At 35.9% G+C, this 25,353-nt stretch carries 15 protein-coding genes; 12 read left to right on the top strand and 3 right to left on the bottom strand.

The features are described 5' to 3' along the window. Positions 1-539 precede the first annotated feature (539 nt). The 9 genes from ACQKCJ_RS16755 to ACQKCJ_RS16715 all read left to right on the top strand — a co-directional run bounded on the left by ACQKCJ_RS16755 (position 540) and on the right by ACQKCJ_RS16715 (position 21,113). Positions 540-4,583 (top strand): two-component regulator propeller domain-containing protein, encoded by a 4,044-nt coding sequence (locus ACQKCJ_RS16755; RefSeq protein WP_427402483.1) that lies wholly within the window; start codon positions 540-542, stop codon positions 4,581-4,583. 1,107 nt (positions 4,584-5,690) lie between these two features. After that, positions 5,691-7,085: a hypothetical protein gene (locus ACQKCJ_RS16750; protein WP_271335919.1), complete on the top strand. Its 1,395-nt coding sequence runs from the start codon at positions 5,691-5,693 to the stop codon at positions 7,083-7,085. A 41-nt stretch (positions 7,086-7,126) separates the two neighbouring features. Further along, positions 7,127-10,159, top strand: a complete 3,033-nt coding sequence (locus ACQKCJ_RS16745; protein ID WP_427402482.1) for a SusC/RagA family TonB-linked outer membrane protein — start codon at positions 7,127-7,129, stop codon at positions 10,157-10,159. Positions 10,160-10,170: 11 nt separating this feature from the next. Continuing rightward, positions 10,171-11,772 (top strand): RagB/SusD family nutrient uptake outer membrane protein, encoded by a 1,602-nt coding sequence (locus ACQKCJ_RS16740; protein WP_271335921.1) that lies wholly within the window; start codon positions 10,171-10,173, stop codon positions 11,770-11,772. Between the two features lies 1 nt (position 11,773). Then, positions 11,774-13,411 carry a glycoside hydrolase gene (locus tag ACQKCJ_RS16735; RefSeq protein ID WP_427402481.1) on the top strand — a complete coding sequence of 546 codons (1,638 nt, stop codon included), beginning with the start codon at positions 11,774-11,776 and terminating at the stop codon, positions 13,409-13,411. Between the two features lie 119 nt (positions 13,412-13,530). Next, positions 13,531-15,117, top strand: a complete 1,587-nt coding sequence (locus ACQKCJ_RS16730) for a glycoside hydrolase (protein ID WP_271335923.1) — start codon at positions 13,531-13,533, stop codon at positions 15,115-15,117. A gap of 98 nt (positions 15,118-15,215) precedes the next feature. Beyond that, on the top strand, positions 15,216-17,636 hold the full coding sequence (locus tag ACQKCJ_RS16725) for a sugar-binding domain-containing protein (RefSeq protein WP_427402480.1): 2,421 nt from the start codon (positions 15,216-15,218) through the stop codon (positions 17,634-17,636). 172 nt (positions 17,637-17,808) lie between these two features. After that, complete coding sequence (locus ACQKCJ_RS16720) at positions 17,809-19,179, top strand: glycoside hydrolase family 27 protein (protein WP_271335925.1); 1,371 nt, start codon at positions 17,809-17,811, stop codon at positions 19,177-19,179. After that, positions 19,179-21,113, top strand: a complete 1,935-nt coding sequence (locus tag ACQKCJ_RS16715; protein WP_271335926.1) for a family 43 glycosylhydrolase — start codon at positions 19,179-19,181, stop codon at positions 21,111-21,113. The genes ACQKCJ_RS16720 and ACQKCJ_RS16715 overlap by 1 nt, the downstream gene beginning before the upstream one ends. 72 nt (positions 21,114-21,185) lie before the next feature. Here ACQKCJ_RS16715 and ACQKCJ_RS16710 read toward each other — a convergent pair whose 3' ends face one another. Further along, positions 21,186-21,518 (bottom strand): YegP family protein, encoded by a 333-nt coding sequence (locus tag ACQKCJ_RS16710; RefSeq protein WP_271335927.1) that lies wholly within the window; start codon positions 21,516-21,518, stop codon positions 21,186-21,188. 249 nt (positions 21,519-21,767) lie between these two features. On the opposite strand from ACQKCJ_RS16710, the gene ACQKCJ_RS16705 reads away from it, so the two are divergent. Both ACQKCJ_RS16705 and ACQKCJ_RS16700 read left to right on the top strand, forming a co-directional pair. Next, positions 21,768-22,253, top strand: a complete 486-nt coding sequence (locus ACQKCJ_RS16705) for a copper resistance protein NlpE (RefSeq protein ID WP_271335928.1) — start codon at positions 21,768-21,770, stop codon at positions 22,251-22,253. 245 nt (positions 22,254-22,498) lie between these two features. Continuing rightward, positions 22,499-22,951 (top strand): Hsp20/alpha crystallin family protein, encoded by a 453-nt coding sequence (locus ACQKCJ_RS16700; RefSeq protein ID WP_427402479.1) that lies wholly within the window; start codon positions 22,499-22,501, stop codon positions 22,949-22,951. Positions 22,952-23,041: 90 nt separating this feature from the next. Here ACQKCJ_RS16700 and ACQKCJ_RS16695 read toward each other — a convergent pair whose 3' ends face one another. Beyond that, the gene (locus tag ACQKCJ_RS16695) at positions 23,042-23,797 is read right to left on the bottom strand and encodes a DUF1349 domain-containing protein (protein WP_427402478.1); all 756 of its coding nucleotides are present in this window, start codon (positions 23,795-23,797) and stop codon (positions 23,042-23,044) included. A 104-nt stretch (positions 23,798-23,901) separates the two neighbouring features. On the opposite strand from ACQKCJ_RS16695, the gene ACQKCJ_RS16690 reads away from it, so the two are divergent. Next, complete coding sequence (locus ACQKCJ_RS16690) at positions 23,902-24,675, top strand: response regulator transcription factor (RefSeq protein WP_271335931.1); 774 nt, start codon at positions 23,902-23,904, stop codon at positions 24,673-24,675. Positions 24,676-24,761: 86 nt separating this feature from the next. On the opposite strand, the gene ACQKCJ_RS16685 is transcribed toward ACQKCJ_RS16690, so the two are convergent. Next, positions 24,762-25,325 (bottom strand): DUF2911 domain-containing protein, encoded by a 564-nt coding sequence (locus ACQKCJ_RS16685; protein WP_271335932.1) that lies wholly within the window; start codon positions 25,323-25,325, stop codon positions 24,762-24,764. Positions 25,326-25,353 lie beyond the last annotated feature (28 nt).

Raw genomic sequence — 25,353 nt, 5'->3', positions numbered from 1 at the left:
TTTTTTATTGTTAGGTTTTGCCACGAAGACCCTAAGACACAAAGTTTTTTTACTGCAAGGTTTTGCAACAAAGGCACTAGGACACAAAGTTTTTTTTTCTTGCCACGAAGACGCGAAGGCACAAAGTTTTTTTTACAATCTTTATGATTTAAGACTTTGTGTCTTAGTTCCTTCGTGGTATACTTTTTTTTAGCCAAAGCTAAATAGGGAATCTTTGTGCCTTAGTGCCTTTGTGGCATCTAACCTGTTAAAATTCTTAGTGTCTTAGCGTCTTTGTGGCATTCTTTTTTTGGTGGCAGTTTAGTTTGTATATAGTAATGCTTCGCGTCTTCGTGGCATTCTTTTTAAGTAAATATTTGCGCGTTTGTGGTATTTCTTTTTTTCACGTAGGGATTAGTTTATTAAAAGTAAAGAGCATCGATAAAATCCTATAAGCATTGCGCTGAAAGTATTTTTTGTAGATTGTTTGTTATGAAATATAGATAAAATTAGCTTATAATTGTACTGCTTACGCAAGATCAAAAAAAACAGTTTTTATTTTGAAGTATTTAGTTCCTCTTTTTATACTACTATTTGGTTTTCCTCCATTAAGTTATGCTCAGGATAATCCAGTCAAATTCCTTGATATTTCTGATGGTTTGTCGAACAATTCTATAACTACAATTTTTCAGGACAACAACGGTTATATGTGGTTTGGAACTTATGACGGATTAAATCGTTATGATGGTTATAGTTTTAAAGTTTTTCGTAACCGAATCAATGATAAAAAATCACTGTTCTTTAATACAGTTTATAATATCGAAGGAGATGCTAAAAATAATATATGGGTAGGAGGTTCAAACGGTGTTTGCATTTACAATAAAACTACTGCAACATTTCATCCTGTACAATACACCATTTCTAATAAAAAAGCAGTTATTTTAAAGGATATTATTCATCAGATGCGTGCTGTTTCTGATAATTTGGTTTTGATTGCCTCTCAGAGCTTAGGGTTATTAGCTTTCGAAAATGGTTCTTTTGTCGGGAAACATATTGCGCTAAATATTCCGGGAAATCGCATCACAGTTAATGCTTATGACGCCATAGCGATTCAGGATGATAAAAAAAATAATCATGCCTGGATCTATATTAAAAATGTAGGGGTTTGCAGTTATAACTATAAATCTAAAAATTTGAAAGTCGTTTTTCCGCTTTCTAAAGAAGTAAAAGCAATGAAACTGGCTGCTGATGGGAATTTATTACTGGGAACAGATGAAGGACTTTTTCTGTTTAATACCAAATCAGGAGTGCTTTCTGAGAATTATTTTTCGACAAAATGCAATGTAACAGATCTTCTGGTAGACAGAAAGAAAGAAATCTGGATTGCAACAGACGGTTCAGGAATTTACAAAGTTATTGGTACAAATAAAAAAGCAGTTCCGGCTAATGCGATAAAAGACAACGAGCTTGCAAAAAGCAACTCCGTCTGGAGTTTATACGAAGACAGATCAGGTAATAAATGGTTTGGCTCATTGCGCGGAGGGATAAGTATGCTCAGCAATACGCCTAAATATTTTAAAAATATAAAATACAACTCAAAAGATCAGGTTGAAAACTTTATTTTGTCATTTTGCGAAGACGAAAAAAACAATGTATGGGTGGGTACAGATGGTGCAGGATTAAAATATTGGGACCGAAAAAACAATACATATACCAATTACAGTAATAAGCTCTCCAGTAAATTTATTACCAGCATTGTACGGGATCAAAATAATGATATCTGGGTTTCGACCTGGGCAGGCGGTGTAAATAAAATTAATCCAAAGAACAATTCGGTAACATCATATTCCTGTTATAATCCCACTACAAAACACATAGAGAAAAATATCTGGTTTGTTTACAAAGATTCACAGGCGAATATCTGGGCAAGCGCTACAAATGAGGGGGCCTTATATCTCTTTGACAGGCAAAAAAACAGTTTTACACTTTTTGATCCGTCGGTTACGAATTTGCAATGTATTACTGAAACCAGTGACGGAAAATTGTGGGCAGGAAATTATACTTCATTATTTTCTATCGAAAAAGCAACCCGAAAAATAAGTACAATTTCCATTGGAAATCCTGTAAGATATATTCACGAAGACAGGGATAAAAACCTTTGGCTAGGAACTCAGGAAGGCGGATTATTATTGTTTGACCGAAAAACAACTACTTTCAAAAGGTTAACAATAGACGACGGCTTGCCTTCTAATACAGTATTAAGGTTGCTGGAAGATAAAGAAGGAAATCTCTGGATAAGTACCTACAATGGTATTTGTAGATACGATAAAAAGAGAAAAACATTTCGTAATTTCTCTGTCAACGATGGCTTGCAAAGCAATCAGTTTAGTTTTAACGCCGGACTTAAACTCTCTACAGGAGAATTTTTGTTTGGAGGAATAAATGGTTTTAATGCCTTTTTTCCTGAAGCAATAAAAGGATTCAATCAGAAGAATAATATATTGTTATCTGATTTTTATGTCAACAATCAACCCATAGAAGAAAGCAAAAGTAACTTAGAATGGGATTCGGGTAAAATTAAAAAAGTGAGCCTGCCATATGATCAAACTACATTATCGCTTGAGTTTGTAGCTCTGGACTATAATAATGCCGACAAAATCAATTATGCCTATTACCTAGAAGGCTGGGATGAGCAATGGAATTATGTGGGTCAGGCCCGAAAAGCCAATTATGCCCGATTAACGGAAGGAAAATATACTTTTAAAGTAAAAACAACCAATTTTAAAGGAGGCTGGAACAAAGAAGTCAGCCTCATTACTATTGAAGTTTTACCACCATGGTACAGAACCTGGTGGGCCTATTCTTTGTATTTATTAGCAGGTATAGGAGCCGTTTTTGCATATCTGCAATACAATAAAAACAAAGAAAAACTAAAATACAAAGTTAAAATAGCCGAACTCGAAAGCAAGAAAGAAAAAGAAATTGCAGAGAAACAGTCCTCTATGTTTACCTATATCTCTCATGAGTTTAGAACGCCGCTTTCGTTGATTATAAATCCTTTGAAAAAAGCGGTTCAGAAAGAAAGTGTCGAAAACGGATCTTCGGGAAGTGATTTGGCGATTGCGCATAGAAATGCCAGAAGACTTTTGAGTCTGGTAGATCAGCTATTGCTTTTTAGAAAAGCCGAAAATGATGCAGATTCATTGAGATTATCGCCTATAAATGTTAATAACCTTTGCAATGAAGTGTACCAATGTTTTGTCAATCAGGCAAAAGATAAAAGTATTCGATATCATTTTCTGATTCCGGATCATGAAATTGTGATCATTGGCGATTATGAAAAAATCGAAATTTCGTTGTTCAATTTAATGTCCAATGCTTTTAAGTACACACCAATTGGCGGAGAAATAAATCTTAGACTAACGGAAAACGATCACGAAATTTACTTAGAAATTTCGGATAACGGAGACGGAATCGACCAAAAAGATATTGAGGTAATTTTTGAAAAATTCAAACAAGTAAAATCAAAAGTTTCAATAGGTACAGGTTTTGGAATTGGACTTTATATTGTTAAATATTTTGTAGACAAACACAAAGGAACTGTAAGCTGTAGCAGTGAAATAGGCAAAGGAAGTATTTTTAAACTGACGTTCCTTAAAGGAGACAGTCATTTTGATAATATTGAGATTACAAATGAAGTTCCGCAACGAAGTCAATTATTTGATGAATTAATGATCGATGATTCAGAAGAGAGTATTCAGCTTTCGAATACTTCGATTTCAGAGCAGGATTTCCAGAAAATTATGCTTACTGAAAAACGAACGGTTTTAATTATTGATGATAATGTAGAAATAAGAGCCTATCTTATCAAACTGTTTTCAGATTCTTATATTGTTTACAGTGCTCAGAACGGCGAAGAAGGTTTAAGGCTCACCAAGAAGCACATGCCCGATTTGGTTATTAGCGACATCACAATGGAAGAAATGGACGGCTTGGAATTGTGTCGAAAAATAAAGGAAAATAATGCATTATCCCATATTCCGGTTATTTTATTAACGGTATCAAAAAATCCGGAAACCCATCTTCAGGGAATCAACGACGGGGCTGATGATTATATTACCAAACCTTTTGATGATGATATATTAGTCGCTAGGGTAGAATCATTATTAAGAAACCGAAGCAATTTGCGTACTTATTTCTTAGATAGCATAACGCTTAAAGAAAACACTCAAAAAGTACCACAGGAATATCAGGAAATCCTGAAAAAGTGTATTGATATTGTAGAAGCCAACATTCATAAAAGAGATTTTACGATTAAAAACTTTGCCCTTGAAATGGGCATGAGCCATAGAACGTTATACACAAAAATTAAAATCATCTCCGGACAGACTTTAAATGCTTTTATTCGTTCGGTTAGAATTCGAAGAGCGGCAATGTTAATGCTTACTGAAGATATCAATATTACTCAGGCTAGTGCCGAAGTTGGCTTTGAAGATCCTAAATATTTCAGACAGCAGTTTGTAAAACTCTTTGGAATGACACCTTCAGAATACATAAAAAAATACAAGAGTTCTTTCAACTCGGATCTTAATGTTATTAAATAATAATGTTGTCATTTTTGATAGCGATAATGAAAATCAATTTCTTGTTTTTTTTAAATGAATTAATTCATTCTACGCATTTCAAATACCCAATCTTGTCATTTCGATTTCTATGATAAAACAAAATCTTTTTTTTCAGGAGCTAATCCAGCTATCCGCTCCAATCTTTTGTTCCGAAACCCGGAACAAAAGGATTTCCACTTCTATCGGGGCTAGGGAAATCATGTTCATAAGAATGTTTTCGTTTAATATTTCATTTCGAACAAGATTTGATCACAATCTTGTTCATTTCGACCGAAGAGAGACTCGAGCCGATAGCGAACAGACGAAGTAAATCACACTCGTAATTCCACAAAAACTGACGATTCTCTTTGCTGAATTTGTAATGCGATTTACTTTGTCTGTCCGCTATCGAGTCTCCTTTCGATCGAAGATGACAACAGAACTCTCGGTATGATAAAGAGGTACTTAAAGAAACCGCAAACGTTTTAGAATTGAAGATGCTGTTTTATTTCGTGATTGCATATAATTCAAAAATAAGTAGTTATTTTTTTGTACTCCTTAATTTTTAATCCAAAATAATAGTTAATTACAATTTTGACCTCCTTTTTTTTCCATTTTACCCCTCCTTAAAAGTGTTAATTAGACATTTCTTTGCAGTGATAGTTAATCATTTAAGTGGTTTACTATTCATTAAATAAGTGTTTTTGTTTTAAGATAAGTTTTGTCTTTTTAAGGAATTGAGCCTTCTTTAAAATAGGTTAGTAAGAGTTGGTTTTACCTACATACTTATCAAACCCGCAGTGAAGGCTGCGGGTTTAAAATAAAGAGTTATTCAATTAGATAATTAATGTAGTTGTTCAATTTGTCAATTAAAAAATTAGCACAGTTTTTATTATCAAATTATCTAATTGGCACATTATGACATTATCACATTTACTAATTATAAAACCATTAACCAAACCCAATAATATGAAAAGAATCAGATAATCAATGTTATTCTGTTTTCCCTAAAAGCAGAAGCAATAATAACCACACAAAGTAACCTTCATGACTAATACCACGATCACTTTTAGAATAAACTAACTAACCAACCTTAAAAATCAAAAAATGAAAAAAAATGTATTTTTATTTTTTCTTGCTGTTTTTGCTGTCCTTACTGGATGTCAAAATAATGAATCTGGTTTTCCAAGTTCTGATAATCCTACTGTTGTTGTATCAACAAAGGAAATTTACGGAGCACCAAGTAGAAAATTTGAAATTAAAGCCGCTTTGGCTGATGATTTGGGATTACAAAGCGTGAGAATTCAAATCCCGGAATTAGCATTGGATAAAGTCATTGCTTTTGCAACAGATCCCTTACTGACAAAGTATGATTTGAGCTATTTCTTCGAAGTTCCTGCTAACAAAGGAACCTCAGAAGCTTTCAAAATAAAACTGACTATTACCGATGTGTCAGGTAATGCAATTGATGAAGAGATCAATTTACGTCTTGACGGAGAATTTGCTGCACCATCTATCACCATGATTACTCCAAAAGAAGGAGCCGTAATTTTATTGTCGACCAGTAATAAAATGCCTGTGAATTTTGTTGTAAATGACGATTCAGGAATCGATTATATTCAAATTCAATGTGCTGCTTTAGGTATCGACGAAAAAGTGCAATTAACAGATGCGCCTCAATCGTATAGCTTTAGTAAAATCTACACATTACCTGTAACGGCTGATAATTATGTATTAACCATTACGGCGAAAGACAAATTTGCGATTCCAAATACAGGAACATTAAACGTAAATGTTGTTGCTACAAATGAATATCCGGCAATTTATCTGTGCGATCAGCCAAAAGGCACTAACCTTACTACTGATGCAGTGGGTGTACCCATGTATTTTCATGATAAAAACGGACAAGATTTCGAATTTAAATATTATACGGATAAAGACAATAAGGAAATTTATTTCTTAGGTCAGGAATCTGATTTCGCCCCTCATTGTTTTGGATTAAATCCTTTAGGAGAATTAGTGGATGATGTTGCTTCGACACCAATTATTTTACCAACCAAAGGATATTATGTAATCAAAGTAAATCCGAATACCCTAAAATATACTGCAACCAAATATACGCCTTCAAGCAAAGTCTGGGCTGATGTTGCTAACGGATTATGGCATGACGAAGAAGCAAAAAGAAAACCTTTTGTGAGTGTTTGCGGGGCCGGAATTCAGGGGGCTGACTGGGATACCTGGACAGCATGGGCTCAGACAGGATTACACCTGGCTAATAACCCAAATAACCCGTACCAATTAGTTGGAGAGTATACTTTGACAGGTACTATGGAAGCGACTTTTACCGGTCAATGGTGGAGTCCGTCCTGGAGATTAATCAAAAATGGTATTGCTACAATGTCACCGGGAGAAAACGGAAACGGTAAATATCCGGCAGCTCCGGGAGTTTACAAAGTAGTGTTGGATACGGAATTGGAGAGAGTCTTTATCACAAAAAAATAGTTGTTATAGTGCTATAACATTTAATTAAAAAATATCGTAAGATGAAATATAGATTTATATGGTTATTTATTGTCCTGTTGTGCAGCGTCGCAACATTTGGACAAATAAAAGTAAAAGGAACTGTTAAGGATAAAGGCAATGTGCCAATTCCGGGAGTGAACGTAGCAGTAAAAGGAACTGCTACAACAGGAGCTACAGATTTCGATGGTAATTTCACCATCTCTGTTCCTAGTAATAATGCTCAGATTGAATTTTCTTTTATTGGTTTTGCCAATAAAACAGTTGCTGTTGGGGACAAAACAGTTCTTAATATTACCCTTGAGGAATCCAGTCAGGTTCTTGATGAGATTGTTGTGGTAGGTTATGCTGCCGTAAAAAAGAGCGATGTAACCAGTTCTATTTCTTCGATAAAAGGAAAAGAACTTCAAACGATGACTGTAGGTAATGTTGCCGAATCTTTGCAAGGTAAAGTTGCGGGGGTTCAGGTTACAGGACAAGGTGGTCCGGGAGCGCAGCCAAGAGTTTTAATTCGCGGTATCTCGACTGTAAATCTTAGTACAGATCCGCTTTATGTGATTGATGGAATTCCGATGGGAACAAGCATTAACTTTTTAAGCAACAACGAAATCGAGTCTATGGAGGTTCTAAAAGATGCCTCTGCAAGTGCTATTTACGGTTCACGTGCTTCTAACGGAGTTATTTTGATTACGACCAAAAAAGGTAAAGCAGGAAAAACCAGATTCAATTTTGATATGAGCTCGGGTATGCAAATTATGAACAATCCTTATAATATGGCCAATGCCCAAAGCTACGCTACCATTATGAATAAGGCATATAATAATTCAGGTTATGCTGATTATTTGCCAAACCCGTCTCAGTACAATGGAAAAACGACAGACTGGTGGAAAGCGGGAATCAAGTCCGGTGCACCTGTAACCAATGCTTCGCTTGGAGTTAGCGGGGGTTCTGACACACATACCTATTCGATAAGTTTAAACTATTATAACTCAGAATCTATTTATGAAGTTGGTGGATGGGAAAGAATCACGATGAGAATCAATAATGATTTTAAATTCTCAGATAAATTCTCCGCAGGAATTACCTTAAATCCTCGTTATGAAACTTGGGGTGCTCCTAACAATTGGGCTGATTTTGATAAAATTGATCCAATTACGCCAATTTATAAGCCGGCAGATCAATTAACCGGTTTAGAAAATGAATACAGCATTTATGCACGTTCTCCGTCTTATGTTTGGAATCCGGTTGCAGCCGTAAAACGTTATGATGATTTTACAGATCAGTACAACTTAAATACAAACGGATATTTACAATATCAGCCTATCAAAGGGTTGGTGATTCGTACGCAGGCTTCTATTGAAGTGGGAGATAAAACACAAAGCATTTTCAAACCTGATTTTGTAATTGATGCAGCGCATGAAAAAGCGGAGATTAATAGTGTAGAAAGAACAAACACGACAAATGTAGACTGGACATGGCAAAATACTGCTACTTATACCAGATCATTTGCCGGGAAGCACAATGCCTCTTTGATGATTGGTAACACCATGGAAGAGTACAATGGCAATGATCTTTGGGGATACGGAGAAGGTGTTCCTAACAATTCAGAAGAGATGCGAGAAGTAAATGCTGCTACCAAAAACCGTAATAGTAAGGGAAACAGCTGGTCGAATTCATTGATGTCTTACATTTCGCGTTTTTCTTATAACTATGACAATAAATATTATTTCACAGGGACTTTCAGACGTGATGGTTCTTCTAAATTCATGACCAATAACAAATGGGCAAATTTCCCTTCCGCTTCTGTTTCATGGAGAATTTTAAACGAAGGATTTATGGAACCTGCAAAAGAGGTATTAAGTGATTTAAGATTCAGGGCAGGTTGGGGTAAAGTAGGTAATCAGGGTTTACCTGCAGCGGTTTATCAATCGAATATAGGGCAGGGATTTTATCCAATAGGAGGTATTATTGCAGATACTTCATTCCCGTCCTCAATGGCAAACAAAGACATTAAATGGGAAACTGTTGAAGATATCAGTTTTGGACTTGATTTTGGATTCTGGAAAAACAAACTTTCAGGATCTTTAGAGTACTATCAAAAGAAAACAAATGATATGTTGTTCAAAAAACAATTTCCAACCTATAGTGGTTTTCCTGATTATTCGACAATCTGGACAAACGTAGGTTCAATGCAATCCAGCGGTATCGATTTGTTGGTTTCATATAAAGACAAAAAAGGAGACTTTAGTTATGGAGTAGATGTAACTTTTACCACAGTAAACGTAGAAATGCTTTCATTGTCCTCTGAAGGAGAAAGACTTTACGGAGCAGGAAACAGAACATTGACCGTAAAAGGGGAACAACCAGGATATTTTTACGGATATGTAGCGGACGGATTATTCCAGAATCAAACACAATTGAATGCTCATACAGACGAGCACGGAACAAAATTACAGCCGTATGCTCAGGTTGGGGATATCCGTTTTAAAGATGTGAACGGTGACGGAAAAATAGACGACAAAGACCGTACAAAAATTGGTTCTCCATGGGCAGATTATAATGTTGGTCTAAATCTGACTTTTGCCTACAAGCAATTTGATTTGGTAGCGAATTTCTATTCAAGTATTGGCAATGATATCGTCAACGAAAACATTAAAGATTTATACAACGGTGCAAGCTTAACAAATAAAGTAAGCGGATTAGAGCAAATGGCATGGCATGGCGAAGGAACTTCCAATTACGTTCCGCGTTTGTCTAAAGACGATAACAATGAAAATTTCACAAAATTCTCTTCTTTTTATGTTGAAGATGGATCTTTTGTTCGCATGAAAAATTTACAGTTTGGATTTTCATTCTACAATAAATTTGGTTTAGATAAATTGAGAATCTCATTGTCAGGACAGAACTTATGGACCTGGACAAAATATACCGGAGTAGATCCTGAAGTTGCAGGTGGTGATGAGAAAAAAGATGACAGAGTGAAAGGGTCAGGTTTTGGAGGATGGAATTATCCGGTTCAGCCAACCATTTTGATGGGACTTAATGTAGCATTTTAATAAAAAACAACATGAAAAAAACGATATTATCAATACTAGCTTTTTCTCTAATTGCAGTTTCATGCAGTGATTTTATTGAAAAAGACCAAAGAGGAACTCAAACTTTAGAAAACTACTTTAAGACCGCACAGGAATGTGAAAACTATGCCAATGAATTAACACAAAGATTATTACTGGCAAAGGATTGGTATGCTTTGGTTGCACCAAGAGTGACCAACGAAATGTCTACCGATGATGCCTGGATGGGAAACACAGGACAGGATAATAGTGCACACAGACCAGCTTCGCAATATTTGATTACACCGGATAATATGGGAGATATGAACAGTATTTATACAGCGCATTATTACACCATTCAATCGGCAAATATTGGTTTAGAGAAAATGGCGGTTTCGCCAATTTCTGATGCTCAGAAAAATCAGTATATGGGCGAATCCTTATTTGTTCGTGCGTATTGTTATTATGAATTAGTGAACCTTTTTGGAGCGATTCCTTTGTATACAAAATCACTTGGAACCGCAGATTTAAAACTCCAACGCAGTCCTGCTGTAGAAGTTTACGCTCAAATTGAAGCTGATCTTAAAGAATCTGCTTCAAAATTAGAAAATACTCCCGTAGCAAGAAACGGAAGAATCAATAAATGGGCGGCTTATGCTTTATTGGCACGTGTTTCCTTATTTCAGGAAAAATGGGCAGAAGCCAGATTGTACTCCAACAAAGTAATTACAGAAGGGCCTTTTGCTTTAGAAACGGATTTCATTAATATCTGGAATGTGAACAATCATAACGGTGTTGAATCTATTTTAGAAGCGCAATCTTCATCTGTACAAGACAAAGATTTGGGAGCTGCTTTACCAACTTTGGCAGGGGCCAGAGGAGAAGACAAGAAAAATTTTCCAAGTAATGATACCAAGGATGTTCTTGATGGATGGGGATGGTGTATGCCAACCAGCGATCTTGAAAATGCCTACCTTTCTGAAAATGATATAATTCGCCGCAGAAGTACCATTACAAAATGGGGAGAAGCCGCTTACGGTGATGAGGTTTTAAACCCGACCCATAAATTCAGTTTAAATGATAATAAATCAGGACGTATTATTCGTAAATATTATATCCCTGTAGCTACGCGCCGTGCGTTAGATAAAAAAGACAATCATTTACCATTGAATATTCCGTTGATTCGTTTGGCAGAGATGTATTTAACTAGAGCAGAAGCAAGTTATCATACTGGAGCAGATGCTTTGGGAGATATCAATATTATCAGAGCCCGTGTAAAATTGGATCCTAAAACTGGATTATCAGGACCAACATTACTGCGACAAATCTACAAAGAACGTCGTCTGGAACTGGCTTTCGAAGGATTGCGTTTGTTTGACATCCGTCGTGAAAAAGATCCCAATACAGGAAGACCGGTTATCGAATCCTTAATGGGGCCTAACGGAACTTTTGTACAATACAATCTAAGTTCTACAGATCCTTATGAAACAACCAATTTAAGGGAACCTCAGGATAAAGGAATCAATTTTAATCCTGCAAAACACTTATTGTGGCCAATACCACAGTTAGAAATTGATTTAAGTGGAGGAGTAATAACTCAAAACCCTAATTATTAAAATGAGATTAATAAACAATAATAAAGTAAGTCTGCTATGTGCAGGCTTACTTTTAGCTAACTTATTTTTAGTAAGCTGTGATTCAGAAAACAACGGAAATTCAGATACTGAGAATACTACAGCTGAATTGAGTATTAATCTGGATGCCAATCTTCAAACGATGGAAAGCTTTGGCGCTTCTGATGCGTGGCAATGTAATTTTATTGGTAAAAATTGGCCTTCGGATAAAAAAAATAAAATCGCCGATTTACTATTCAGTAAGGAGCTTGATGCAGAAGGAAATCCAAAAGGAATTGGATTATCATTATGGCGTTTCAATCTTGGTTCAGGAAGTGCAGAACAAGGCGAAGCAAGTGATATTACAGATGAGTGGCGACGTACAGAATGTTTTACCACTGATGGAATTAGCTATAATATGAACAAACAAGCCGGTCAGGTTTGGTTTATGAAAGCAGCCAGAGAACGTGGTTTAGAGAAATTGCTGGCTTTCGCCAACAGTGCGCCGGTGTATTTAACACAAAACGGAAAAGCACATGCATCGATTAAAGAGTTTTATAATCTAAAAGATGGAAAATGGTCAGATTTAGCTGATTTCTGGACCACTTCTTTAGATAAACTAAAATCAGAGCAAGGTTTAACAATCGATTATGTATCTCCGTTTAATGAGCCACAATACGAATGGGACGGTTCAGGACAAGAGGGTTCGCCGGCAACCAATACTAATATCTACAGTTTTGTAAAAGTTTTATCTCCAAAATTACAGTCAAAAGGATTGAGTTCTGAGATTGTAGTAGGAGAAACAGCCGCTTACGAGCATTTATATAAAACCGTTTCAGGTAAAGAAAGCAGATCGAATCAAATCGATTATTTCTTTGGGGTAAATTCGGCTAAAAATATTGCAGGATTACCCAACGTAAAGAAAACCATTTCAGGACACAGCTATTGGCAGGCATGGCCTTTGACAGAATTGGTATATTCAAGACAATTGGCTGGAACAAAAACGCAATCAGTGTCAGGTTTAAGCCTTTGGTCATCAGAGTATTGTGTTTTAGAAACTCCGGGAACAACTGAATTACCGGGTGGAGCAGGTCCGGGAAGGGATCTTGGGATTCAGACCGCACTTTGGACTGCACGTATTATTAGCACTGACATTGCTGTTGGGGGAGTTTCGTCATGGCAATGGTGGACGGCGATTAGCCGTGGAGATTATAAAGACGGATTAATTCATGTTGATGACGGTTCAAGCAACGGAGCAGGAAATGCGGATTATTGCAAAAACGACGGTTATGTCAGAGATGCTAAAACACTTTGGGCTTTAGGAAACTTCTCGTTTTTCGTAAAACCAGGAATGGTAAGAGTTCAGGTTCCAAGCGTAGATAATGCCACTTCGGTAAATGGTGTAATGATAACTGCATACAAAGATGCCGCAACAAAAAAATTAGTAGTTGTAGCAGTTAACGTTGGCAAATCGGGAAAAGCCTATAAAATGAATCTTTCAGGTGGTGCTTTAACAGATAATAAACTAACGCCTTATACAACTTCTGACGCCTTGAGTTTGAAAAAAGGAACTGCTGTAGAGGCTACTAATTTTGAAATTCCGGCCAGGTCAATTGTGACTTATGTGGGGAGTTATAAATAAGAGTAAAAATTAACCGCAAGGACACAAAGAAAGACCGCAAAAGTTCGCAAAACTGATAATAAACTTTGCGAACCTTGCAAAAACTTAGCGCGCTAGCGGTTGAAAAACAAAAAGAATAAATGAGAAAAGTATACATCTCGCTTTTATTGGTCATGGGTTCGCTGTCATATGCACAGCGAACCGTAACCATTAGCACGGATAATGTAGTGCAAACCATGGATGGTTTTGGTGGTTCTGATGCCTGGAGATGCCAGTTTGTAGGTAAAAATTGGCCGGATCAAAAAAAGAATGCTATGGCAGATTTGCTTTTTAGTAAAGAAATTGACGCACAGGGAAATCCTAAAGGAATCGGGCTTTCGATCTGGAGATTTAATCTGGGATCAGGAAGCACAGAACAAGGCGAAAAAAGTAAAGTTTCAGACCAATGGAGAAGAAGTGAATCTTTTCTGCAAGCTGACGGAACTTACGATTTCAATAAACAAGAAGGACAAAGATGGTTTTTGCAAGCGGCGAAAAAACGTGGTGTCGAAAAATTCCTGATTTTTACCAATAGTCCGCCGGTTTATATGACCAGAAACGGATTATCATTTGCAAGTCAAAAGAATAAACTGAATCTAAAAGACGGTGCAATTCCAAAATTTACCGATTTTTTAGTTCAAAGTATTCAGGGTTTGGAAAAGAAAGAAGGAATTAAATTTGACTATATAAGTCCAATTAATGAACCACAATGGGAGTGGATGCCAAAAGACGGCGATACCAATAGCCAGGAAGGAACTCCGGCTACGAATCAGGAAATTTATGATTTGACCAAATCACTTTCAGGAAAACTCAAAGCCAATAAAATGAGTACAGAAATCGTCATTGCTGAAGCCGCCCAAATCGATTATTTATATGAAAATGTAAATAACGAAAACCGCGACAAGCAAATCGATTATTTCTTTGGAAAAACAAAAACAAACGTTTCAAAATTACCGAATGTAAAAACCGTTATTTTAGGACACAGTTATTTTACTACCTGGCCAATCGAGAAACAAGTTTTAAGCCGAAAATTAATTGCAGCGAACATTAAACAAAATCCGGGACTAAAATATTGGCAGTCTGAATATTGTATCTTAGAAAATCCCGGAGAAGCAGAGATTCCGGGAGGCTCAGGAGGAGGCAGGGATTTAGGAATGCAAACCGCTTTGTTTGTAGCACGTTTGATTCATAATGATATTGCCGTTGCCAATGCCGCTTCGTGGCAATGGTGGACATCGATCACCCGAGTAGATTATAAAGACGGTTTGATTTATCTCGACGATGGCAAAAGCAACGGAGGAACAGCGCCGGATTATGTGAAGAATGACGGTGAATTTCACGATTCAAAATTGCTTTGGGCTTTAGGAAATTATTCTTTGTTCGTACGTCCAGGAATGCTGAGAGTCGATATTCCCAACCAAAATGATCTTGAGGCTGCAAAAGATGTAATGTTAACCGCTTACAAAGATGTCGAAAACAAAAAGCTAATCGTAGTTGCCATAAATTGTGGGAAATCAGCCCAAAAATACAAGTTTGACTTATCGAAAGGAGTAATAAAAAATGATGTATTTACGCCTTATACAACTTCTGATACTTCAAATTTAAAAAGAGGAAATAGCCAGAAAATCGATAATCTCGAAATTCCCGCAAAATCGATAGTGACTTTTGTGGGGGAGATGGAGTATTAGTTTTCAGTCATAGTTCAAACTTGAAACTTGAAACTTGAAACAAAAAAATAACAACTAAAAAATAACAAAAGCTTAGCAACTTAGAACCTTAAAAAAAAATGTTTACAAAAAAGATCTTACTACCCGTATTTCTCTTTTCGTGTTTGTCTGCATTCAGTCAGATCTCGTTTGGAGATTCAAAGAAAATCAATAACAACTGGAAGTTCAATCTTCAGGATACTCCGGAGGCTCAAAAACAAGCTTACGACGATAGCAAATGGCAATCAGTAAGTGTACCGCATGACTGGAGCGTAAAAGGACAATTGAGCCCAACTTTGGCAAGTTGTACCGGTTACTTGCCCGGCGGAATTGGCTGGTACCGCAAATCGGTTACGATTCCTCAAAATAAAACAGGCGAAAAAGTATATTTATATTTTGAAGGAGTGTACAACAGAAGCGAAGTTTTTATCAACGGGCATTCATTAGGGAAACGTCCAAATGGTTATATTTCTTTTGCTTATGATGCCACGCCGTATGTAAAATATGGTGGAGAAAACACCATTTCGGTTCGTGTAGATCACAGTCAGAGTGCTGATTCAAGATGGTACACAGGATCAGGAATTTATCGTGATGTCTGGTTGGTATATTCAAATCCGGTTCATATTGCACAATGGGGAGTTTATGCCTATCCTGAAGTAAAAAAAGGAAGAGGAACGTTGAATGTGGAGGTTGAGGTAGAAAATGGTTCAGCTGTAAAATCAACTCTTACCGTTATCAATGAACTGATCTCAAAAGACGGAAAATCTGTTGAAAAATCTTCTACTAAAGTAGACGTTGCTGCGAACAAAAACGGAAAAATCTCGACTAAAATAAATGTAAAAGATCCACAATTATGGGATTTAGAAAATCCGAATTTATATCAGCTTAAAACAACTGTTTTCAAAGACGGAAAACTAATAGATGAAACGGTTACGAAAACAGGTTTCAGAGATTTCAAATTCGATTCCAACAATGGTTTTGCATTAAACGGAAAATGGATGAAGATGAAAGGGGTTTGTTTACACCATGACGCAGGAGTTTTAGGATCTGCAGTACCAAGAGAAGTTTGGGAAACAAGATTGAAAACACTAAAAGAAATAGGTGTAAATGCCATTCGTACGAGCCACAATCCGCAAGCCCCGGTTTTCTACGAACTTTGCGATGAGTTAGGATTATTGGTTTTAAACGAAGCTTATGATGAATGGGAATTCCCAAAACGTAAATGGCTGGAAGGCTGGAATTACGGAACTCCGGGATTCGAAGGCACGTTTGATATTTTTGCAGACTACGGCGAAAAAGATCTTGAAGATTTTGTGCGCCGTGACAGAAACCATCTTTCGGTTTTTGCATGGAGTATTGGTAATGAAGTAGATTATCCAAATGATCCGTATTCTCATCCGGTTCTGGACAAAGGAAAAGAAGGTTTTGGACAAGCGGCTTATGGCGGTTATAAAAAAGATGCTCCGGATGCGATGCGTCTTGGAGTAATTGCAAAACGTTTGGTTGCTGCAGTAAAAAAATACGATGAATCACGTCCAACAACTGCAGGCTTAGCGGGTGTTGCGATGTCGAACGAAACAGAATATCCAGGAGTTTTAGACATTACAGGATACAATTATACCGAAAGTAAATACCAATCAGATCACGAAAAATATCCAAACAGAGTTATTTTTGGAAGTGAAAATGTGCACGATATGGAACCTTGGTTGGCGGTAAAAAACAACAAACATATCTTCGGTCAATTCTTATGGACAGGGATCGATTATTTAGGAGAATCAGGAAGATGGCCTTCAAGAGGATTTTATTCAGGATTGGTTGATTTTGCGGGAGTAATCAAACCTAGAGGATATTTCCGTCAGTCACTTTGGTCAGATAAACCAATGACTTATGTCGGAACTTATCCATTAAAAGATGTAAAAGATATTTCTAAAGATGCATGGGCCATCTGGAATTATACTCAAGGTGAAAAAATCCGAGTAGTAGTGTATACCAATGCAGCAAAAGCCCGTTTAGAATTAAACGGAAAAGTAGTTGGTGAGACAAAAGCATACGACCAAAAAACAGGAATTATCTATTGGGATATTCCATTTGCTGCAGGAAAATTGGAAGCGGTTGGTTTAAGCAAAGATGATAAGGAAGTAAGCAGATATTCGATTACAACAACTCAACAACCTGTTGAATTGGCAATTGCAGATAAAAACATCATCATTACAAAAGACAAAGGAGTTGCTAAAATCATGGTTCAGGTTCAGGATCAAAATGGTTTGCCGGTAATGCTTTCAGACAATGAAGTAACGTGTACTATCACCGGTCCCGGAGTTTTATTAGGACTGGAAGCTGGAAACAACAGCGATATGACGGATTATACTGATAACGTTCAGAGAGTGTATCACGGTCATATTGCAGCCTATATTCAGGCAACCGGAGAAGCGCAGCCGATAAAAGTAACGTTTACAAGTCAATGGTTAAAACCGGTTGAGGTTACGATAAATGTAAAATAAGAAAATGGGAACCGAAGACCTAACAGGTTTTTAAAACCTGTTAGGTCTAATCAATGCAATGTTATAAATAATTAATCTGTTCACATTTTTTGTTAAGCGACAGGTTAATTGTATATACCATTCAAAAGTTTATTATATTTAAAATGTAGTATTCACATTTATTCAGATTGACATGAAAATAAAAAATACAATTGCGCTTGCGATAGGAGTTGTTTTAGTATCGGTTTCAACCCAGGCACAAACGACAACATTCAAAAAAGGCGAATTCAAACAATGGGCACAAACGCCTCCAATGGGTTGGAATAGCTGGGATTGTTATGGTTCGACTGTCGAAGAACACGAAGTAAAAGCCAATGCCGATTATATGGTAAAAAACCTAAAAAAGTTTGGTTGGGAATATGTTGTGGTTGACATCAGATGGTTTGTAGAAAATGACAAAGCAGGAGGATACAACCAGAAAGATCCGCGTTATGTAATGGATCAGTACGGAAGATATCTACCTGCGCTAAATCGTTTTCCATCAGCAAAAGACGGACAAGGATTTAAACCTTTAGCAGATTATATTCACAAGAAAGGATTGAAATTCGGAATTCACATCATGCGTGGAATCCCTAAAAAAGCGGTTGAAGACAAATTGCCAATAAAAGGAGCAAACGGAATCACAGCGGATCAAATCTATACGACAGCCTTGCAGTGCGAATGGTTAAGAGACAATTATACTATTGTAGCCGATAAACCCGGAGCACAGGAATATTATGATTCATTATTTGAATTATATGCACAATGGGGCGTAGATTTTATCAAGATTGATGATTTATCAAGACCATATCACGAAGGAGAAATCAACTTAATCAGAAATGCGATTGACAAATGCGGACGTAAAATCGTACTGAGCACATCACCGGGAGAAACGCCTATAGAAGCCGCTGCGCACGTAACAAATCATGCAAACATGTGGCGTATGGTTGATGATGTTTGGGACACTTGGCCACACATTACACATTTGATGAGTGTTGCTCAAAAATGGTACCCTTATATTGCACCCGGAGCATGGCCGGACTGTGATATGATTCCGTTAGGGCGTATCTCGTTAAGAGGAGAACGTGGAGAAGACAGAATGTCCCGTTTGACCAAAGATGAACAATATACACTGATTACTTTCTTCAATATCTTTAAGTCTCCTTTGTTTTTTGGTGGAGATTTACCAAGCAACGATGCTTTTACCTTATCATTATTAACCAATAAAGAAGTGGTAAAAATGCACAAAGAAAGTACAGATGTACAACAGCTTTTTCAGAAAGATGGAAAAATTGCCGTGATCTCAAAAAATCTTAAAGACGGCAGTGTTTATTTGGCATTATTCAATATCTCAGATACTGCAACAGAAAATATTTCAGTAAATCTTTCTGACCTTGGAATTTCGGGTTCGGTTCAGGTTTCTAATCTATGGACGGGTGAAAAATCAAATATTGCGTCGGCAGCGATTTCAGCAACACTTAAACCGCACAGTTCAGTTTTATACCAATTAAAAAGTAAAAAATAATGAAAAAAATACAGTTTAGCCTCGGATTATTTTTAGTGTTTTTTACTTTATTACAAGCGCAGAATACACCAAAAGGAACACCGCCTGCTATTGCAGATAAAGATTTAACCGCTTACTTGTTCGTTTATTTTACAGGAAATAATGTCGAAGAAGAAGCAGTACATTACGCCGTTAGTGCTGATGGATATCATTATTATCACCTGAACAATAATAAACCTGTTATTGATAGTAAAACGATCAGCTCAACGGGAGGCGTTCGTGATCCTCATATTTTACGTGGCGATGATGGTAAAACTTTTTATATGGTTTTAACTGATATGACTTCGTCAAAAGGCTGGGACAGTAATCGAGCCATGATTTTACTAAAAAGTACAGATCTTGTCAATTGGGAGAGTAGTTTGGTTAACATTCAAACGGCTTTTACGGGAAATGAAAATTTAAAACGAGTTTGGGCACCACAAACCATTTATGATGCAAAAGCAGGAAAGTATCTTGTCTACTTTAGTTTGCAATATGCCGGAGGTCCGGATAAAATTTATTACGCTTATGCAAATAAGGATTTCACAGCATTAGAAAGTGCTCCGAAACTTTTATTTGTACCAAAGTCTGAAAGAGCGTGTATTGACGGAGATATTATTGAAAAAGATGGAGTATATCATCTTTTCTATAAAACCGAAACGGAGAAAGCAGGAATAAAAGTAGCCACAACAACGGATCTAACATCTGGAAAATGGGTTGAAAATGACAATTACCTGCAACAAACAAAAGATGGAGTTGAAGGTTCAAGTGTTTTTAAACTCAATAACTCTGATGATTATATTTTAATGTATGATGTCTATACAAAAGGAAAATATCAGTTTACAAAAACGAAGGATCTTGAAAATTTTACGGTAATTGACAACGATATTTCAATGGATTTTAATCCGCGTCACGGAACAATTTTGCCAATTACCAGATCTGAATTAAAAAAGCTTACTGCGAAATGGAGAATGCCTGAAAAATTTCCAAAATTAAATAATAATCCGGTTTTAGAAGGTTATTATGCAGATCCTGAGATTTTATATTCAAACAAAACGAAGAAATATTATATCTATCCAACAAGTGATGGATTTGATGGATGGTCGGGAAATTATTTCAAAACTTTCTCATCAGATAATTTAACAGATTGGAAAGACGAAGGAATTATCGTGGATCTTAGAAAAGATGTAAGCTGGGCCAATCGAAATGCCTGGGCACCTTGCATTACAGAGAAAAAAATAAAGGGAAAATACAAGTATTTTTATTATTTCACAGCAGCCCAAAAAGTTGGCGTTGCATCATCTGATAATCCAACCGGACCTTTTACAGACAGCGGAAAAGCTTTGGTAAACACCAGGCCTGAAGGGATAAAAGACGGTCAGGAAATTGACCCGGATGTTTTTACAGATCCTAAAACAGGAAAAAGTTATTTGTATTGGGGCAATATGTACATGGCTGTAGCCGAATTGAACCCTGATATGGTTTCGATCAAAAAAGGAAGTACAAAAGTGATCAAAGTAGATAAGACATATCGCGAAGGAACATATGTACTATATAGAAACGGGCAATACTATTTTTTATGGAGTGAAGACGATACCAGAAGCCCAAATTATAAAGTGAGATACGGAATTTCGAAATCGCCTTTGGGACCAATTGAGATTCCGGAAAACAATATCGTCATACAAGGAAATTCAGCTGAGGGTATTTATGCAACAGGACATAACTCAGTTTTGCAATTACCCAATAAAGACGAATGGTATATTGTTTACCATCGATTTTCCTACCCAACGGGAATAAAAATGGGTGATGCCGGAGGTTTTCATCGTGAAGTTTGCATAGACAAACTAGAGTTTAATCAGGATGGAACTATAAAACAAGTGGTTCCGACACATACTGGAGTGAATGCAATAAAATAATTGATTTTGGTCAATAAAAGTAAGGGCTGTTTCTATTCAAAGAAACAGCCCTTTTTTATGCTATAACTTTATTTATACTGTCTGATCGTCTGTAGTGGCATCAGGTGCATTTTTCTTTACAGATTCAATTCCGTTTTCTCTTGCCGAAACACTTTCATACATTTCGCTTGAGCCAATAATCTGACCATTGCTGGCTTTTAAATTAAAATACGGTTTTCCGTTTTTAGCTTCTTTTCTGTCAAAACGACCATCATCCTGAGAGTTGGTTTTTACAGAATCGATTCCGTTTGTACAAGCTGCTTTTGTAGTATAACCTTCGCTGGTTAAAATGGTTTGGCCATTACCTGCTTTCAAATTAAATTGGAATTCGCCATTGGTTCTTTTAGTAATTACAAATTTTCCCATGTAGTTTTATTTTAGTTAATTATAATTTATTTTGCTACAGATAAAAATACAAAACTTCATCATATAAATCATACAGTTTAATGAAATAATGAACTGCTAACCAGATAAGAAAAGGAGATAAGGCACGAAGTACATTTGATTTTGGATTTTGTTTATTTACTTTTATTTTAAATATAAGTATGAAAGAAAAGTTAAAGAGAAGAATTAATACAGGAATATTCTTATATTTATGTTCTAACAGTTTATATCATGAAAAATTTAATATTAGCATTCCTTGTTGCTTTTCAGTTATTATCTTGTAATTCAAAACAAAAGGAAGAAACTCCTGAGCATTCCGCCAATGTTGTAGATAATGATACTACAAATGACGAGAGTAAGGATGAAGTTGCTGTGTACGAAGGATTGTTGCCATGTGCTGATTGCGAGGGAATTGAAACAGTATTAAAAATTTATAGAGGAGATGGTACGATGGAAAGCCATAAATTTGAGTTGTCGACTATTTATAAAGGAAAAGCACCTGAAAAAAAATTAGAAAAAAAAGGCAATTTCAATCTCGAAAGAGGATTAGGAAATGATCCTGACGGAACGATTTATGTGCTGAATTACGATAAACCCCAATCAGAACAAATTTTTTATGGTTACTCTGCTGATAATCCGGATAAGATTTTTTTGCTGAATAGTAAAAGGGAAAAAATAAAATCGAAGTTAGATTATTCATTATCATTAAATGAATAATAGAACTGCTTTTTTAATAAAGTAAAAAGAGTTAAAGTTTTTTAAGCTTTAACTCTTTTTTATACTAAAAATTGAAATATCTGTTTGGTAAATTGTGTTTATTAAAAATGACATTTTTTCATATTTACCTAATCCTTAGAGTGTTGTTTCTGAAGAAATGGCAGTTTTTTTGCTTTGGTATTTGTTTTGTAATAACGTTATCAGGAAAATTAATTTAATGTATAACTGTTTAAAAAGTAGAAATCATGCTTAGTATCAGAAAAAACGGGAACAATACCCCATCACTTCCTGGATTATTCGAAGATTTTTTGAACCGTGAGCTTTTTAATTGGGGAAACAGTAATTTTTCTTCCACAATTACAACCGTACCCTCTATAAATATCAAAGAAACAGATGATAATTACGAGGTTGAGGTTGCTGCTCCGGGACTTGATAAAAAAGACTTTAATGTCTCACTTGATAATAATTTGCTAACGATTTCCTGCACGAAATCAGTTAGTCAAGAAGATAAAGGGGAAAATAATAGCTACAATCGTCGTGAATTTAGTTATCAGTCTTTCCATAGAAGTTTTGAATTGCCAAATGTTGTGAATGAAGATTATATAAATGCCCACTATGAAAATGGGCTTTTAAATCTTACCATTCCTAAAAAGGAACAGGCAAAACAAAAAGAACCAAAATTGATTGAAATAAAGTGATACATTTCAATTTAAATTTTGATGTTTATTAATTTGTTTTATTTAATGTTAGGGGCTGTCTATTTTTAGACAGCCTCTTTTTTATTGGAACTAATTTCCCATTCGAAAATCGGTAACACTTTTTTGGTCCAGAGTAATTTCTTCAAAAATACTTTGACTTCCTTTGTCTACAGGACATTGTGTACTAATTCCCATCCAGATCGTTGCAGGATAGTTGTTTTTATACAAGCGAACCATTTGCCAGTTTTTTTTATCCAGAGAATAATAACTTGCTACAGTACGGGTATCGGAGGATATTTTCATATAGATCGTTGGTTTTTTGACAACATCATGATTGTTATCGTCAGATGTTCCAATCGTACGAACCGTTACAACACGATGATTGCCGCGCTCGTCCTGCTCAAAACAGAATTTCTGATAAAAATTGTCATTCACATAAATATATAAAACACCGGCATTGTACAATCCTTTCTCTGTAAATTCAGGTGTTACTTTAGATATTAAAGTAAAAGGTTTTGTATTATCCACTTTCGACAGTAGGATAGGAGCGCTATTATTGGATAGTTCACCGTTGGGATCAGAAAAATAATCTTTCTTTTCGCCAGCGCGAAATACTACTTTACCATTAGCATCTGCTTTTGCAAGCGTATCTGCACCATTTACTGCTTTTGTAAAATGAATATTAGGAAGTTTAATATCGCAAGGACTGCCATTGACAAAGGCAGAATCTACTTTTGTACTGTTTTGTGAAGTTGGTGATACTGCTTCTTTTTGGTTATTGTTCCCGCAGCTAGGAAACAAAGTTAATCCTGATAAAATGCAGAGACCATAAAATTTTGATTTCATAAAAGGCTTTTTTTTAATAGAAAAATTATATTTTTAGTTTATCAAAAATACTACTGCTTTCCAAAAGCCGCAATACGTAAAATTAACCATTTTAAGTTCCATTTATGTCAAATGTATCCGTCGGGAATCAATTATCAGCTACTTTATTAGAACAAACATTTTCGATCGAAGAATGCGATGATATAGAAAAATTCAAACAATTAGTAGCAGGTTATGTGAGCCTTGATCAGTGTGTGGCAGTATTGTCTGATTTTCAGGCAGATTGCAGTTATATTTATGCAGGTAATTTCGGAAAAGTATTTGGATTGCCTTCTGAAAACTCTGTTATCGATTCTGCTTTTGAAGAGTGTATTTTTACCAAAATTAATCCGTATGATTTAATTGAACGTCACATTTTAGAATTAAATTATTTTCAATACCTCAAAAGTCTGCCTTTTCAGGACAGTCATAAATATAGTACATCAAGCAGGATACGAACTCAAAATACAATCGAGAATTGTGCTTATATCAACCACCGCACAATTTACCTGAAAAGTTTCAGCAACGGGAGCATCTGGCTGGCCTTATGTCTCTATGCCCCGTCAGCAGACACTCAGCCACGCTTGGGAATTGATGGCAAAATAGTAAACATTGAAACCGGTGACGTTATTGCAATCGAAAAATACAAGCATTATGAGCAAACATTACTCACTAAAAGAGAACTTGAAATCCTGAGGCTTGTTGCCAAAGGAAGTAACAGCGAACAAATTGCAGCACAGCTGAATATTTCAGTTTATACCGTGCGCCGTCACAGGCAAAATATAATAGAGAAAATGAAAGTGGCCAACACTACCGAAGCGGTAAAAACGGCAATGGTAATGGGAATTATTTCTATTTAAGGAAATATCTTTTTTAATTGACCAATAAAAAAAGAGACACTAATTTGATTAAGTGTCTCTTGGTATGTATGTTTTATGCTAAACAATTATTTAATTGTGATCGGAACTTCAACTGTTGTTTTATCCCATCCAATTACAAGATTTGTAACAGATCCCTGAGTTGTAAAAGCAATTGATAATGCTTCGATTACTGTTGAAACTGGTTTTACAGGAACTGAAACTCTCAAAAGATCTTTAGTTTCATCGTAGGCATAATTTCCCCATAAATCAAGTTCTTTATTGATAATGATTGTCCATTTGTCTTTTTCAGGAATAGCAAACAAGCTATAGGTTCCAGCCGGAACTTTTTTACCATCAATCGTAACTGCTTTGTAGAATTTGATTTCAGTATTTTCATTGGCACCAACTCTCCAAACTTCACCAAACTTAATTAAGTCACCAAAAATAGTACGCCCTTTTACAGAAGGTCTTGCATAAATAACTTTGATAACAGGATTTGGAGCATCGGTTTTTTTGAACTTTACTGCCTTGTTTGGGAAATAAGAAATATCAACCGGACTTGCATCAAGTGGAGCAAATTTTACCACATCCTGAGCTTGAACTGTAAAGGCAGCAAATAAAGTAACTACCAGTAAACTTAATTTTTTCATATGATTACAATTTTTAGAATAACTACAA

It is taken from the genome of Flavobacterium sp. NPDC079362 (assembly GCF_050267765.1).
Classification (GTDB): domain Bacteria; phylum Bacteroidota; class Bacteroidia; order Flavobacteriales; family Flavobacteriaceae; genus Flavobacterium; species Flavobacterium azizsancarii.
Note: the sequence above shows the minus strand (reverse complement) of the source record. Positions and strands in the feature narration are given on the sequence as shown.

Coding starts and splice junctions, on each gene's coding strand:
- ACQKCJ_RS16750 (WP_271335919.1), top strand. CDS start 5,691: ATGAAAAAAAATGTATTTTTATTTTTTCTTGCTGTTTTTGCTGTCCTT.
- ACQKCJ_RS16745 (WP_427402482.1), top strand. CDS start 7,127: ATGAAATATAGATTTATATGGTTATTTATTGTCCTGTTGTGCAGCGTC.
- ACQKCJ_RS16740 (WP_271335921.1), top strand. CDS start 10,171: ATGAAAAAAACGATATTATCAATACTAGCTTTTTCTCTAATTGCAGTT.
- ACQKCJ_RS16735 (WP_427402481.1), top strand. CDS start 11,774: ATGAGATTAATAAACAATAATAAAGTAAGTCTGCTATGTGCAGGCTTA.
- ACQKCJ_RS16730 (WP_271335923.1), top strand. CDS start 13,531: ATGAGAAAAGTATACATCTCGCTTTTATTGGTCATGGGTTCGCTGTCA.
- ACQKCJ_RS16725 (WP_427402480.1), top strand. CDS start 15,216: ATGTTTACAAAAAAGATCTTACTACCCGTATTTCTCTTTTCGTGTTTG.
- ACQKCJ_RS16720 (WP_271335925.1), top strand. CDS start 17,809: ATGAAAATAAAAAATACAATTGCGCTTGCGATAGGAGTTGTTTTAGTA.
- ACQKCJ_RS16715 (WP_271335926.1), top strand. CDS start 19,179: ATGAAAAAAATACAGTTTAGCCTCGGATTATTTTTAGTGTTTTTTACT.
- ACQKCJ_RS16710 (WP_271335927.1), bottom strand. CDS start 21,518: ATGGGAAAATTTGTAATTACTAAAAGAACCAATGGCGAATTCCAATTT.
- ACQKCJ_RS16705 (WP_271335928.1), top strand. CDS start 21,768: ATGAAAAATTTAATATTAGCATTCCTTGTTGCTTTTCAGTTATTATCT.
- ACQKCJ_RS16700 (WP_427402479.1), top strand. CDS start 22,499: ATGCTTAGTATCAGAAAAAACGGGAACAATACCCCATCACTTCCTGGA.
- ACQKCJ_RS16695 (WP_427402478.1), bottom strand. CDS start 23,797: ATGAAATCAAAATTTTATGGTCTCTGCATTTTATCAGGATTAACTTTG.
- ACQKCJ_RS16690 (WP_271335931.1), top strand. CDS start 23,902: ATGTCAAATGTATCCGTCGGGAATCAATTATCAGCTACTTTATTAGAA.
- ACQKCJ_RS16685 (WP_271335932.1), bottom strand. CDS start 25,325: ATGAAAAAATTAAGTTTACTGGTAGTTACTTTATTTGCTGCCTTTACA.